The sequence below is a fragment of the Microbulbifer marinus genome, from assembly GCF_900107725.1.
GTDB classification, from domain to species: domain Bacteria; phylum Pseudomonadota; class Gammaproteobacteria; order Pseudomonadales; family Cellvibrionaceae; genus Microbulbifer; species Microbulbifer marinus.
Genome location: NZ_FNQO01000002.1, coordinates 267,278 through 281,908 on the forward strand (window position 1 = coordinate 267,278; position 14,631 = coordinate 281,908).

At 60.8% G+C, this 14,631-nt stretch carries 12 protein-coding genes; 9 read left to right on the top strand and 3 right to left on the bottom strand.

Translation table 11 applies throughout. From position 1 onward, the window contains the following. The first annotated feature begins 84 nt into the window (after nt 1–84). Complete coding sequence (rarD, locus tag BLW36_RS09045) at nt 85–996, top strand: EamA family transporter RarD (protein WP_244506203.1); 912 nt, start codon at nt 85–87, stop codon at nt 994–996. A 120-nt stretch (nt 997–1,116) separates the two neighbouring features. Here rarD and BLW36_RS09050 read toward each other — a convergent pair whose 3' ends face one another. The 3 genes from BLW36_RS09050 to BLW36_RS09060 form a co-directional block, all read right to left on the bottom strand. Then, nucleotides 1,117–2,100: an alpha/beta hydrolase gene (locus BLW36_RS09050; protein ID WP_091387467.1), complete on the bottom strand. Its 984-nt coding sequence runs from the start codon at nt 2,098–2,100 to the stop codon at nt 1,117–1,119. A gap of 117 nt (nt 2,101–2,217) precedes the next feature. Beyond that, the gene (gene fba / locus BLW36_RS09055) at nt 2,218–3,282 is read right to left on the bottom strand and encodes a class II fructose-bisphosphate aldolase (RefSeq protein ID WP_091387469.1); all 1,065 of its coding nucleotides are present in this window, start codon (nt 3,280–3,282) and stop codon (nt 2,218–2,220) included. A gap of 149 nt (nt 3,283–3,431) precedes the next feature. Then, entirely contained in the window at nt 3,432–4,595 is a 1,164-nt protein-coding gene (locus tag BLW36_RS09060; protein ID WP_091387472.1) for a phosphoglycerate kinase, read from the bottom strand. Nucleotides 4,596–4,812: 217 nt separating this feature from the next. Here BLW36_RS09060 and BLW36_RS09065 point away from each other — a divergent pair, with 217 nt between their 5' ends. From BLW36_RS09065 to BLW36_RS09100, 8 genes are all read left to right on the top strand, one after another. Beyond that, nucleotides 4,813–5,592 carry an alpha/beta hydrolase family protein gene (locus BLW36_RS09065; RefSeq protein ID WP_091387474.1) on the top strand — a complete coding sequence of 260 codons (780 nt, stop codon included), beginning with the start codon at nt 4,813–4,815 and terminating at the stop codon, nt 5,590–5,592. Between the two features lie 8 nt (nt 5,593–5,600). After that, nucleotides 5,601–5,795 carry a CPXCG motif-containing cysteine-rich protein gene (locus BLW36_RS09070; protein WP_091387476.1) on the top strand — a complete coding sequence of 65 codons (195 nt, stop codon included), beginning with the start codon at nt 5,601–5,603 and terminating at the stop codon, nt 5,793–5,795. A gap of 136 nt (nt 5,796–5,931) precedes the next feature. Further along, nucleotides 5,932–6,330: a globin gene (locus tag BLW36_RS09075; RefSeq protein WP_091387478.1), complete on the top strand. Its 399-nt coding sequence runs from the start codon at nt 5,932–5,934 to the stop codon at nt 6,328–6,330. Between the two features lie 287 nt (nt 6,331–6,617). Continuing rightward, a complete protein-coding gene (locus tag BLW36_RS09080; RefSeq protein WP_091387480.1) occupies nt 6,618–9,446 on the top strand; it encodes a M16 family metallopeptidase in 2,829 nt (942 codons plus the stop codon). A gap of 414 nt (nt 9,447–9,860) precedes the next feature. Beyond that, nucleotides 9,861–11,429 (top strand): S8 family serine peptidase, encoded by a 1,569-nt coding sequence (locus tag BLW36_RS09085; RefSeq protein ID WP_091387482.1) that lies wholly within the window; start codon nt 9,861–9,863, stop codon nt 11,427–11,429. A 407-nt stretch (nt 11,430–11,836) separates the two neighbouring features. Next, entirely contained in the window at nt 11,837–13,411 is a 1,575-nt protein-coding gene (locus BLW36_RS09090; protein ID WP_091387484.1) for a S8 family serine peptidase, read from the top strand. A 136-nt stretch (nt 13,412–13,547) separates the two neighbouring features. Next, nucleotides 13,548–13,778, top strand: coding sequence for a DUF350 domain-containing protein (locus tag BLW36_RS09095; RefSeq protein WP_091387486.1), 231 nt, complete (start codon nt 13,548–13,550; stop codon nt 13,776–13,778). Nucleotides 13,779–13,782: 4 nt separating this feature from the next. Continuing rightward, complete coding sequence (locus tag BLW36_RS09100) at nt 13,783–14,616, top strand: transglutaminase domain-containing protein (RefSeq protein WP_091387488.1); 834 nt, start codon at nt 13,783–13,785, stop codon at nt 14,614–14,616. Nucleotides 14,617–14,631: the final 15 nt, after the last annotated feature.

The following is a 14,631-nucleotide window of genomic DNA, read 5'->3' on the forward strand; positions in this document are numbered from 1 at the left end:
CCCTGCTACAGAAAGGCGGGCGGCATTCCAGCCGCCCGCCACACTCTCTCCTCGTCGGCCCCTCGGCCCAATCTGCGAGTTACCGTGCACAACAGAGACGATTCCGCCGCGACCGGCCTGCTCGCCGGCATTTCCGCCTTTCTCTTCTGGGGCCTGGCGCCGCTGTATTTCAAACTGCTCGACGGTATTCCCTCAACGGAAATACTCGCGCACCGCAGTATCTGGGCGCTGGCGCTGGCGCTGATCGTCCTCGCGCTGATCGGCAAGTTTGCCGACTTCACCGCGACGCTGCGCGATCGCCGGAAAATGCGCACACTGGCACTGTCTGCACTGCTGATCGGCAGCAACTGGCTGGTATTTATCTGGGCCATTACCAACCAGCACCTGCTGGACGCCAGCCTCGGCTATTACATCAACCCGCTGATCAGCGTACTGCTCGGCGTACTGGTTCTGGGCGAGCGGCTGCGCCGCCTGCAGTGGATTGCCGTGGGCCTGGCGGCGGTCGGTATTGGCTGGTATCTGTGGCAGTTCGGGCGGCTGCCAATGGTGGCGCTGTTCCTGGCAATGTCGTTCGGCTTCTACGGCCTGGTGCGTAAGCGCGCACCGGTGGAGAGCCTGACCGGTCTCGCCGTGGAGACCCTGTATATGCTGCCGCTGGCACTTGCCTATCTGATCTGGAGCAGCAGCCCGAGCAGCAATCCGCTGAACAACAGCTGGGAGTTGAATGGCCTGCTGCTGCTCGCCGGCCCGATCACACTGACACCGCTGCTACTGTTCAATATCGCCGCGCGGCGGCTGAACCTGTCGACCGTGGGATTCCTGCAGTACATCGCGCCGACGCTGCAGCTGCTGGTTGCCGTCATGCTGTTTCACGAGCCGTTCGACGAAAACAAACTGCTGACCTTTGCCTTCGTCTGGCTCGGGCTGCTGCTCTATTCGGTGGATGCGCTGGCGCAGCGCCGCAAGCTGCGGTTGCAGCAGAGGGCCGTGGTTTAACTGCGCCCTGATTCCTTCGAAGAACAGGCGCAGCGGCGGCCACCCGGCAAAAAACCTGATCGGTAAATATTTGCCGGCCGGTCGCCGCTGCGCCCTCCTCGCTGAGGAGCGCAATTCAAATTAAGCATTCAGCCAGTCGTCCAGCGCCTTCAGAATCTGGTGCCGGTAGGGCTGGGTCTCGTTGATCATCTGGTGGCGGGCGCCACGAATGATCACCCGCTTGCTGTTTGGGAAGCGGTCGCGGATGGCGCGCATGTTGTAGCGCCACGAGACCGTCTCGTCGCCGGTGCCCTGCAGCACCAGAATCGGCTTGGGGTTTTTCGCGGTTTTCGGGAAGGTCTTCAGCCAGTCCACCATGGCGCCGAGCCAGCGCATCGACATCACCGGCGACTGCAGCGGATCCCGGTGCGCCTGGCGGCGTGCGAACTCGGCGTCGTGGGTGTTGATGTTGAAACCGCGGTTCGGCGCCATCAGGAAAAAACGGCCCAGATAGTACATCCATTTGCGCACATGCCAACGCGCCGGCCGCACCAGCGGCGCCAGCAGGAAGACTTTGTCGAACGGCTGCCAACTGCTGTATTGCAGATAGGCCAGCAGCGCGGCACCGCCGGTGCTCTGGCCCAGCGCGTGCCAGGGGCCCGGCAGTTTGTCGCGGGCGATATGTAGCAACCTATCCAATACCTGGCGGTACTGCAGGAAAGTGTCGATGGCCACCGGCTCGCCGCTGGACAGGCCGTGGCCGGGAAAATCAAAAATCACCACGTTCAGGTCGCGCTCGAGACCGAAGCGCACGGCCGCACCGTAAATCCCGGTATGGTCGAAATAACCGTGACAGATAAACAGCGTGCCGCGCGGCTTTTCCACCAGCCAGTACTGGGCCACCAGTTCGAAGCCACAGGCGGTAAAGGTGCCGACGCCGGTCCTGTTCGCGCGCGGAAACTGCAGGTTGTAGTAGTTGCGATAATCCTGCAACGCCGGCAGCAGCGGGCCTTCATCGCCGCTGCTGAAATCCAGTTCCGGTAATTGCTGTCGCAGCGCCGAATAGTCCGGCCGCTTGAGTACCGGGCTGTGTTCGACGGTGCTGATATCTTGCAGTAGATCCATTGCCGCAATGGTACTGCATTTTCGGGGCGGAGGAATCGACCAGATGATCCGACCATAGCGGGCGCATAAAAAAGGGCGACCCTGAGGTCGCCCTTTCCGCATGGATCGCAGCCGCGCTTACTTGATCTGCGGTTCCAGTTCGCCGGCGGCGTAGCGCTGGCTCATGGCGTCGAGACTGACCGGGCGGATCTTGCTGGCATTGCCGGCAGTGCCGAAGGCCTCGTAGCGCGCCACACAGATATCCTTCATCGCGTCCAGCGCCACCTTGTAGAATTTGCGCGGATCGAACTCGGACGGATTCTGGGCCAGGAAACGGCGCGTGGCGCCGGTGGAGGCCAGGCGCAGGTCGGTATCGATATTTACCTTGCGCACGCCGTGCTTGATGCCCTCGCAGATCTGCTCAACCGGTACACCGTAAGTTTCCGGAATCTCGCCGCCGAACTCGTTGATCACTGCCAGCCACTCCTGCGGCACCGAGGAGGAACCGTGCATTACCAGGTGGGTATCCGGGATGCGCGCGTGGATCTCCTTGATGCGGTCGATGGCGAGGATGTCACCGGTGGGCGGGCGGGTGAACTTGTAGGCACCGTGGCTGGTACCACAGGCGATCGCCAGGGCGTCCACCTGGGTTTTCTTGACGAAGTCCGCCGCTTCTTCCGGATCGGTCAGCAGCTGGTCGTGGGACAGCTTGCCCTCGGCGCCGACACCGTCTTCCTCGCCGGCCATGCCGGTTTCCAGCGAGCCCAGGCAGCCCAGCTCACCCTCGACGGATACGCCGCATGCGTGGGACATTTCCACCGCGCGCTTGGTCACGTCGACGTTGTACTCGTAGGAGGCCGGGGTCTTGCCGTCTTCCTGCAGCGAGCCGTCCATCATCACCGAGCTGAAGCCCAGCTGGATGGAGCGCTGGCATACCGCCGGGCTGGTGCCGTGGTCCTGGTGCATCACCACCGGGATTTCCGGGAATTCCTCGATTGCGGCGAGGATCAGGTGCCGCAGGAAGGGAGCACCTGCGTATTTGCGTGCGCCGGCGGAGGCCTGCACGATCACCGGGGAGTCGGTCTGCTTCGCCGCTTCCATGATCGCGCGCATCTGCTCCAGGTTGTTGACGTTGAATGCGGGCACGCCGTAGCCATGTTCGGCAGCGTGGTCCAGCAGTTGGCGCAAGCTGATAAGAGCCATGAAACTTTCCTTTCTCGTCTAAATTTAAAATCTTTCTTTTGTGCTTCTATCTCGTCATTCCGGCGCATGCCGGAATCCAGTGCCGTTGACCTCTGGACCCCGGCCTGCGCCGGGGCGACGATGTTTTAATTAATCGTCGGCGCGGGTCCTTATCCGTTCGCGCGGCTTTCCAGCATCGCCACCGCGGGCAGGGTCTTGCCTTCCACATATTCGAGGAAAGCGCCACCGCCGGTGGAAATATAGGAAACCTTGTCGGCGATGCCGTACTTGTCCACCGCTGCCAGGGTGTCACCACCGCCGGCAATGGAAAACGCATCGCTTTCGGCAATCGCCTTGGACAGGCGCTCGGTGCCGCCACCGAACTGGTCGAACTCGAACACCCCCACCGGGCCGTTCCAGATAATGGTCTTGGCCTGCTGCAGGATTTCCGCCAGCTCCGCCGAAGACTGCGGGCCAATGTCAAAAATCATATCGTCATCGGCCACCTCGTCCGCGGACTTGGTTTCCGCAGCGGCGGACTCGCTGAATTCCTTGCCGGTCACCACATCCGCCGGCAGCGGGATATCGCACTTCTGCATCAGCGCCTTGGCGGTACCCACCAGGTCGTGCTCACACAGGGACTTGCCCACCGGCTTGCCGCTGGCGGCGAGGAAGGTATTGGCGATGCCGCCACCGACAATCAGCTGATCCACCTTGTCAGCCAGGGTTTCCAGCACGGTCAGCTTGGTCGATACCTTGGAGCCGCCGACGATCGCCACCATCGGGCGCGCCGGCTCGGCCAGCGCCTTCTCCAGCGCATCCAGCTCGGCGGCCAGCAGCGGGCCGGCGCAGGCGACCGGTGCAAACCTGGCCACGCCGTGGGTGGAGGCCTGGGCGCGGTGCGCGGTGCCGAAGGCATCCATGACGAAGATGTCACAGAGGTTTGCATAGGCCTTGGACAGCGCTTCGTCGTCCTTCTTCTCGCCGGGATTGAAACGCACATTTTCCAGCAGGGCGACGTCGCCATCGGCCAGTTCGACACCGTCGCGCCACTCCTTGATCAGCGCGACGTCGCGACCGAGCAGTTTGCCCAGGTGGGCGGCCACCGGTGCCAGGGAGAACTCTTCCGCGTATTCGCCCTCGGTGGGGCGACCCAGGTGGGACATCAGCAACACCTTGGCTCCGGCATCGATGGCGGCCTTGATCGTGGGGAGTGCAGCGCGGATACGCGCATCGGAAGTAACAGCCCCATCTTTTACCGGAACGTTCAGGTCTTCGCGGATCAGCACCCGCTTGCCCGCCAGGTCCAGATCCGTCATCAATTTAACCGCCATTCGCCAATCTCCCGTCGCTAGCTGTAGATATAAAGTGGGCGCGGATTATATCGCCACCGCCCACCGGGCGGCGACCCGCGCGGAGTATATCAAGCCGTTCTGTAATTGAATTACCGCACGCAATTTGTCGCGAGATGACAGCGCTATCATTTCATCCTCATGCCGCCGCAGTACAATTGCCCTGGCACTCAGTACGTATCAGCGGCGAGGACAGAATATGTCGAAACGGCACAAGGTGGAGTTCAATGGCGGCAGCGGCGCCCGCCTGGCCGGTATTCTGGAGATGCCCGATCGGGGCAAGCCCCACGCCTACGCACTGTTCGCCCACTGTTTCACCTGCGGCAAAGACGTGGTGTCGGCCGCGCGTATCGCCCGCAAGCTGGCGGATCTGGGTATCGCGGTGCTGCGCTTCGATTTCACCGGCCTCGGCGCCAGCGAGGGCGAATTCGCCGAGACCAATTTCTCCTCCAACGTGCAGGACCTGCTCTGTGCGGCCGACTACCTGCACGCCGAGCATCACCCGGTGGATCTGCTGATCGGCCACAGTCTCGGCGGCGCCGCAGTGCTGGCCGCAGCCAGCGAAATCGGGGAGGCCAAAGCCATAGTGACCATCGCCGCGCCGGCGGATCCGGACCACGTGATCAAGCAGTTTGCCTGCGCCATCGACACCATCGAGCAACAGGGGCAGGCACAGGTGGAGCTGGCCGGGCGCCCGTTTACGATCAAGAAGCATTTTCTCGACGACCTCGACAAGCACAAGATGGGCTATATCCACGAACTCGGCCGGCCACTGCTGATCTACCACTCACCGGTGGATCAGACGGTATCGATCGATGAGGCCGCGGAGATCTACAACCGCGCCAGGCACCCCAAGAGCTTTATCAGCCTGGACCGGGCCGACCACCTATTGACCCGGCGCGAGGACGCCGACTATGTGGCCAATACCCTGGTGGCCTGGGTGGAGCCCTATCTGTCGGCGGGTGCAGAGCGGGGTTGATCCGGCCGATGGACTATCTCGACGAACACAGCGCGCCCTGCCCCTACTGTGGCGAAATCATCACGCTGCTGGTGGATCTCTCCGCAGGTCCTCAGACCTATATCGAGGACTGCTCCGTGTGCTGCCGGCCAATCGTCATCACCCTGACGGAAAACAGCGATGGCTCGCTGGACGTCAGCCTGCGCGATGAGAATGAAGCCTGATGCCCACGCGGTGATTCCCTGACATAGATCTTCCCGCCAGCGGTACCGGCCGCTAAAATCCGCGCGCCAAATCCACACAAACACTAAGGACATCGACACTAACCTGCCGGTGCCGTTTCAACAGGGAGTTTTGCCAATGGGAACCACGGATAGCGATATTGTTTTTCAGAGCTACGGGCGCTGCTGCAACAACGAGCAGTTTTTTGTCGATTTCTACGATCGCTTTATGGGCAGTTCCGATGAAATCCGCGCGCTGTTCGTCGATACCGACATGAAGCAGCAGCGTCACCTGCTGCGCAACGGCATCATGCAACTGGTGCTGCATGCTCGCGGCATGTCGGATACCAAACTGCGCGCGCTGGGGCAGAGCCACTCCCGCAATGGTTACAACATTCGCCCCCAGTGGTATCGGTTGTGGCTGGATGCATTACTGAACACGCTGCGCCAGCACGACCGGGAATTCTCCGACGAGGTGGAGTCCGCCTGGCGCCGCGCCATTCAGCCGGGTATCGAACTGATACGTGATGCCTATTGATCCGCGTTTCGGCGGCCGCTGATTTCGCTCGACCTGTCTGGAGCCGGTTTGCCAGCGGCGGACCGGCCCGGTATAAAGTTCCGACGGAAGCCGCCGCCCCCAGGCGTTTGCAAACAGCGTGGATAGCGCTTTTCCTGGCTCACGGATGTGCCGCCACCGGCCTGCAGTACCGGTGCAGAACGACAACGAGCAGAATAATCGGTTTTCTGCCCCTTCCTTGTCGGCGGTCTCCGAAGCCCATCCTGGCTGGCGGCTTCAGCGTTAAAAAAATAAGCAAGGAAACCGCTATGAAAACCGTACGTCCGTACTGGATACCCCTGACGCTGTCGCTGGCAATAGCTGCCTGCGGAGAGGCACCGAAAAATAACAAAACCACCAATATTGAAACGCTTCCCGCAACGGCTGCGACAACTAGCGCAGCAGAAGTCGCCGAAGCACTGCAAATCCCCTACGAAAAATTTACCCTGCCCAATGGCCTGCGCGTAATCGTGCACGAGGACCGCAAGGCGCCGATCGTCTCTGTGGGTGTCTGGTACCACGTCGGCTCCAAGGATGAAAAACCCGGGCGCACCGGCTTCGCCCACCTGTTCGAGCACCTGATGTTCAATGGCTCGGAAAATTACGACGACGAATTTTTCAAACCGTTTGAGCAGGCCGGCGCCACCGGCATGAACGGTACCACCTGGCTGGACCGCACCAACTATTTCGAAACCGTGCCGAGCAATGCGCTGGATATGGCGCTGTGGATGGAGTCGGACCGCATGGGCCACCTGCTCGGCGTCATCACCCAGGAGAAGCTCGACGAGCAGCGCGGCGTGGTGCAGAACGAGAAGCGCCAGGGGCAGAATCAACCCTACGGCAAGGTCTGGGAAAAAATGCAGGCCGCCATCTTCCCCGAGGGCCACCCCTATTCCTGGACCACCATCGGTTCCATGGAAGACCTCGACGCGGCCGCGCTGGAAGACGTGCACGAGTGGTTCAAGACCTACTACGGTGCCGCCAACACCGTGCTGGTACTGGCCGGCGATATCGATGTCGAGACGGCGAAGGAAAAGGTCGGCAAGTACTTTGCTGACATCCCCGCGGGCCCGCCGCTGATCAAGAAGAAGGCCTGGATCGCCAAGCGCGACCAGCCCAGCCGCGACCAGATGTACGACCGGGTCGCCCAGTCGCGTATCTACAAGGTGTGGAATACACCGAACCTGGGCCATGAGGACGCCAACGCAGTGGCCCTGGCAGCCTCGGTATTGGGGGACGGTAAGAACTCGCGCCTGTACGAGCGCCTGGTGTACAAGGACCAGATCGCCACCAGCGTCAATGTCGCCCTGTACGAATTCGAGCTGTCGTCCATTTTCCAGGTCATCGCCGATGCCAAGCCCGGCGTCGAGCTGGCCAAAGTGGAGGCGGCCATCGAGGAGGAAGTGCAAAGATTCCTCGAAGAGGGACCGACCGCCGAGGAGCTGGCGCGGGTCAATATGAGCGAGTACGCCGGTGCCGCGCGCGACCTGGAACAGGTGGGCGGCTGGAGCGGCAAGGGCGTGATCCTGGCCCGCGGCGAGCTCTACCTGAACAACCCCAACGGCTACCTGGAGGCCATCGCCGCGAAGCAGCAGCTGACCCCGCAGCAGGTGCAGAGCGCCGCGCAGGAGTGGCTGTCGAGCGGCGACTACAACCTGGAAGTACATCCCTTCCCCGACTACAAGGTCGCGGACAGCGGCGCCGACAGGTCCAGACTGCCGGACACCGGCGAATTTCCGTCTGTGCCCTTCCCCGAGCTGCAGACCGCGGAGCTCTCCAACGGCCTGAAGGTGGTGCTGGCGGAGCGCAACTCGGTACCGGTGGTGGACATGCGCCTGATCTTCGACGCCGGCTATGCCGCCGACCAGGGGCAGAAGCTGGGCACCTCCAGTTACGCCATGTCGATGCTGAAAGAGGGCACCGCCAAGCTGAGCGCGCTGGAGATCAGCGCCAAGGAAGAAATGCTCGGTGCGCGTATCGGCGCCAGCGCGGATATCGATACCTCGGTCGTGAGCCTGAATGCGCTGCGTAGCAACCTGGATGAATCCATGGCGCTGTTCGCCGATATAGTACTGCGCCCGGCGTTTGCCGACGAAGAAATAGAGCGCAAGCGCAGCCGCTGGATCGCGGGCATTCAGCAGGAAAAAACCAAGCCGGTGCAGATGGCGCTGCGTAGCCTGCCGCCGCTGCTGTACGGCGCGGACCATGCCTACGGCGTGCCCTTTACCGGCAGCGGCACCGAAAACTCGATCCAGTCGCTGACCCGCGACGACCTGCTCAATTACCACCAGACCTGGATGCGCCCCGACAACGCCACGCTGGTGGCGGTGGGTGATATCACCATGGATGTGCTAGTAGAGAAACTGGAAAACCAGTTTGCCGACTGGCGCGCGCCCGAAGCCGCCCTGCCGCAAAAGAACCTGGCGAAAGTCGCGCACCCGCAACGGGCCAGTGTCTACCTGATCGACAAGCCGGATTCCGAGCAGTCCATCATCATCGGCGGCCTGCTCGCGCCCTCGGAGAAGATCGCCGAGCGCGAGGCGCTGCACATGATGAACGACATTCTCGGCGGCACCTTCACCGCACGCATCAATATGAACCTGCGCGAGGAGAAGCACTGGGCTTACGGTGCCTATTCGTTCCTGACCGGCGCCAAGGGGCAGCAGCCGCTGCTGGTCTACGCACCGGTGCAGACCGACAAGACCAGCGAATCCCTGCGCGAACTGCAGAAAGAAATGCGGGCCTATATCGGCGACGAGCCGGCCAAGGCCGCAGAGCTGCAGAAAGTGAAGGATAAGCGCATCAATGAACTGCCCGGGCGCTTCGAAACCATCGCGGCGGTATCCGGCGCAGTCTCAGATATGATCACCTACGAACGTCCACTGGATTATATGGATGGCTACGCGGAGCAGATTCGCGGTGCGGATCTCGACAATATCCACGAGCTGGCGCGGAAGACGATCAAGCCGGAACAGTTTATCTGGGTCATCGTCGGCGATAAGGCAAAAATCGAGGCAGGTGTTCGCGATCTGGATATAGGCCCCATTGTGGAGCTGGATGCGGACGGCAAGCGGATCCCCAGCCTGGCTTCGAACTAAGGCGCATTATAGGAGCGGCCCATGGCCGCGCGGTCGCAAGCGGTTTTTACTGCGAGCGATCGCGCGGCCATGGGCCGTTTTTATTTTTGCGGCAATACCAGAGTAAACGAGAACTGCCTGGTATCAGAATGTACAGATGTACCAAAACTATCTGATTCCCCGATAGGTTTAACGATATTAACGGTCCGTCCCTCAGCAAAACACGCGCCAAAATTCTGCCAGTTTCTAAGTTTGCCAACCCGGTCACGGGCGTAGGATTTTCCAGTTGGCGAATGCTGCAAAGTTGTTACTTTTCCGTTTCCTCCACCTGCGGTCGGCACCATCGTCCCTAATGACCATTTAGGGAAAAATGGTCGCCGGGTGGCCACAACATCAATAACTATAGAAATTCAGGCCTACTCCGGAGCTTTTCTAATGAGAAACACCTTATCGATATTTGCCGCTGGCGCCATAGCGCTGGCCGTATCTGCGCAGGTTAGCGCAGCAGACGAGCGGTACATTATCAAATTCAAAAACGGCAAAGGCGCTGCCGTCAAAGCGCAAATGCAGCAGAACGGCGGCCGCTCGGCCCTGGCGCTGGACAAGCGCAACGCCTTCGCCGCATACCTGCCGGCGAAAGCACTGAGCGCAATGCAGAACAACCCCAACGTCGAGTACGTTGAAAAGGATGTGAAGCGCTACCTGCTGTCCCAGGAAGTTCCTTTCGGCATTCCGATGGTACAGGCAGACCTGGTTGATGACGGCATGGCCGGCAACAGCACTGTGTGTATCATCGACTCCGGTTACGACATTTCCCACGAGGATCTGTCCGGCAACATGGTGACCGGCACCAACGATTCCGGTACCGGCAACTGGTACGAAGACCAGAACGGCCACGGCACCCACGTGGCCGGCACCATTGCCGCCCTCAATAACAGCACCGGTGTGGTCGGTGTGATGCCCAACGGCAAGGTCAAACTGCACATCGTCAAGGTCTTCACTGCAGAGGGTTGGGGCTACTCCTCCTCCCTGGTGGCTGCGGCCGACACCTGTGCCGACAACGGCGCCAACGTCATCAACATGAGCCTCGGCGGTTCGCTGAAGTCCCGCACCGAAGACTCGGCATTCGCAGACCTTTATGCCAACCGCGGCGTACTCTCCATCGCCGCCGCCGGTAACGATGGCAACACCCGCCACTCCTACCCGGCGTCCTACGATTCGGTTATGTCCATTGCGGCAGTTGACAGCGACAAGGTGATTGCCGACTTCTCCCAGCAGACCAACCAGGTTGAGCTGGCCGGCCCCGGCGTTAATGTGCTTTCCTCCGTTCCGGTCGGTAGCGCCGTGGTGAGTTCAGTCTCCGTAGCCGGCAGCCCGGTTGACTCCGCAGGCATGGAAGACAGCGCCATGGGCAGCGCCACCGGCTCGCTGGTGGACTGCGGTATCGGTGATTACGCCTGTACCGAGGCGGCCGGCGAGATCTGCCTGATTTCCCGCGGCAGCATCAGCTTTGCCGACAAGGTCCTCAACTGTGAGGCCGGCGGCGGCGTGGGCGCCATCATTTATAACAATGAGCCCGGCATGCTGTACGGCACCCTGGGTGGCGTAGCGACCAGCATCCCGTCCGTCGGTATTTCCGACACCGACGGTGCAGCGCTGATGAACCAGCTGGGCGCTTCTGCCACCGTGGCTGTAGAACCGGGTGACTATGCCTACTTCAACGGCACCTCCATGGCCACCCCGCACGTGGCCGGCGTAGCCGGACTGGTGTGGAGCCATTACCCGAACTGTGCCCCGGGTGAAATCCGCGCGGCCATGAATGCCACCGCGGAAGACCTGGGCGTTGCGGGACGCGATGACGCCTACGGCTACGGCCTGGTGCAGGCCAAAGCGGCCTTCGACTACCTGGCGGCCAATGCCTGTACCGGCACCAACCCCGGTGACGGCGGCAGCAGCGGTGGCGGCGGTGGCGGCAAGGGCGGCGGCAAGCCCAACAAGCTGTAATTGCCACATAAGTGCTGCGTCACTAAAAGGGGAGGCCACTGGCCTCCCTTTTCTTTTGCCTGGGCTTCCACCTTTTCTCACTACCGGATATTGATCAATCCGGTTCACTTCCGCCCTTCACTCATATCGAAAAGCAATCGTCTAATTCCTTGTCCGCGTCAGAACTCGTGACCACTTCGGCAAATTTTTTTGGCCTAGTGACAAAGGCGCAGGCTTTGGCGACAAATGAGTGGTTCCTGGCGACAAAGGCACAGCCTTTGGCAGCGACTGTGGTTAATATTTTTCTTCTTCCAGACGTCGGTGCTTACCGGGATCGTCCCACGCTCTATGCCAGCAATCGTCGGGAGGTAAATTATTCCAACAACTAAGCACAGCTATTAATAAAAACGCTGCTCCGGAGCTCCAGTATGAAAAAAGTTTTGCCGAAACTCGTCACAAGTGTCCTCGCACTCGCACTGTCAGCACAGGCCAGTGCCGATAGCGACAGATACATCATCAAATTCAAGACTGGCAAAGGCCCCGCAGTCCAGGCACAAGTGAAACAGAGCGGCGGCCGCCTCGCCCTGGCGCTGGACAAGCATGACGCCATGGCCGCGCATCTGCCTGCCAAGGCGCTGACCGCACTGCAGAACAACCCTAACGTCGAGTACGTTGAAAAGGACGTAAAGCGCTACCCACTGTCACAGACAGTGCCCTACGGTATCCCGATGGTGCAGGCGGATCAGGTCAGCGACGTGGCCGGTGGCAATAGCACCGTCTGTATCATCGACTCCGGTTACGACACTTCCCACGAAGACCTGTCCGGTAACGCCGTCACCGGCACCAATGACTCCGGTACCGGCAACTGGTCCGATGACGAGAACGGCCACGGCACCCATGTCGCCGGCACCATTGCCGCCATGAACAACGGCGTAGGCGTAGTGGGAGTCATGCCGAACACCAACATCAACCTGCACATCGTCAAAGTATTCGACGCCGAAGGCTGGGCCTACTCGTCCTCGCTGGTAGCGGCGGCGGATACCTGCGCCTCCAACAACGCCAACGTCATCAATATGAGCCTCGGCGGCTCCTTCAAATCCCGCACCGAAGACCAGGCCTTCGCCGACCTGTACGCGAATCAGGGCATCCTTTCCATCGCCGCAGCCGGTAACGACGGCAATACGCGCCACTCCTATCCGGCTTCCTATGACTCGGTAGTATCCGTAGCGGCTATCGACAGCGACAAGGTGGTCGCCGATTTCTCCCAGCAGACCAACCAGGTCGAACTGTCAGGCCCCGGTGTTGGCGTACTCTCTTCGGTACCGATGGGCACCGGCCTCGCCACCGACCTGACCGTGGACGGTGCGGCCATTGATGCCGCTGGCATGGAAGGGAGCCCGCTGGCTTCCGCAACTGGCGCCCTGGCCGACTGCGGCACCGCCGAATCCGCCTGCGCCAGCGCTTCCGGTAAGATCTGCCTGATCGCGCGCGGCAATATCAGCTTTGCCGACAAGGTCCTCAACTGTGAGGCCGGCGGCGGTATCGGCGCGGTAATTTACAACAACGAGCCCGGCATGCTGTTCGGCACCCTGGGCGAGACGGCCACCGACATCCCGTCTGCGGGCATTTCCGATACCGATGGCGCGGTCCTGCTGAATCAGCTCGGCGCCAGCACCACGCTGACTCTCGGTCCGAGCAACTACGCCTTCTTCGACGGCACGTCCATGGCGACACCGCACGTTGCCGGTGTGGCGGCACTGGTATGGAGTCACTTCCCCAACTGCGCCCCGGGCGAAATCCGTGCAGCCTTAAATGCGACCGCAGAAGACCTGGGCGAGGCCGGTCGGGACGACGCCTATGGCTATGGCCTGGTGCAGGCACAGGCGGCAAAAGACTACCTGGCGACCAACGCCTGTACCGGCAGCAATCCAGATAGCGGTAGCTCCACCGGTGGCAAAGGTAAGGGCAATGGCGGCGGCCGCGGCAATCCCAATAAACCGTAACCGACGAGTGTACGGGATGAAAAAAGGGGCCAGCGGCCCCTTTTTTATTTCCCCCCAGCACTCGGTAACGTGCCTAGCACCGATAACGCAGTGGATATGGTTTAATAGCCGACCGAATTTTTTACCGAATAACGCTATGCAAATGGAATTTCTTACCGCCACCCTGTTCAATCTGGGCATCAACCTGCTCTACACCTTGCTCGCGCTGTTTATCGGCATAATCGCGCTGATCGCGATCGACAAGAAACTGCTGAAACATGTCGATATCGAAGGCGAACTGAAAAATGGCAATATTGCGGTGGCGATCTTTGCCTCGACGATTCTGATTTTTGTTGCGCTCATTATTTCATTCGGACTGAAAGGTTAGCGGCGTGCGCCACTGGATTCTCCCGACCTTGTTGGGCGTCGCATTGCTGCTACCGGAACTGCTGCGCAATGCCTCGGAGGAATCGCGGCAAAGTCGCGCCCTGAAAGAACAGATAGAAGGCGAAATCAATCGCAACTTTGGCAGCGACTCAGCCTCACCGGAAAGTTACCGGGACCGCCAGTACGGCGTGGTACGCGTAACCGGTACCAGCCAGCCGCTGCCGGAAGAAATCATTCAGCAGATAGTCGCCAAGCGCAGCACCGAGCAGAGTGCCTATGTGTCTGTCTGGAATTGGCAGGGCATTCCCATGGTGACTGCCTCGGCCCGCGGACTCGACAGCAAGCACCACTTCGCCAACAGCTATCTGGTGGGCTTCAGCCCCTTCAAGACCAGGCAGCTGTGGGTGCCGCTCTACACGCTGGCGATCCGCAAGGAATACCAGTACGACCACTTGCAGTATGCCGGTCTCGCCGATATCTGGCAGACCTCGCGCCAGGCGTTTTACCAGAAGCGCGGCGACTGTGAGGACCATGCAATCCTGCTGGCGGACTGGCTGATTGAACTGGGGGTCGATGCGCGGGTTGCGCTGGGCACGCACAACGGCCAGGGGCACGCCTGGGTGGTTGCGATCGTGGATAACAGGGAATATCTGCTGGAGGCCACCAGCAAACGGCGCCAGTCCAGCTGGCAGGCCATGCCGCTGGCGGAACTGGCGGAGGGTTACGAAGTGGAATTCCAGTTCAACCGCAATTTTTTTTGGGCCAAGAAAGATTCCAGCCCGACGCGGAAGTATCGCGGCAGCCACTGGGTCAAAAAATCCCAGTTTATCCGCAGCTGATTTAATTGCGGGGGC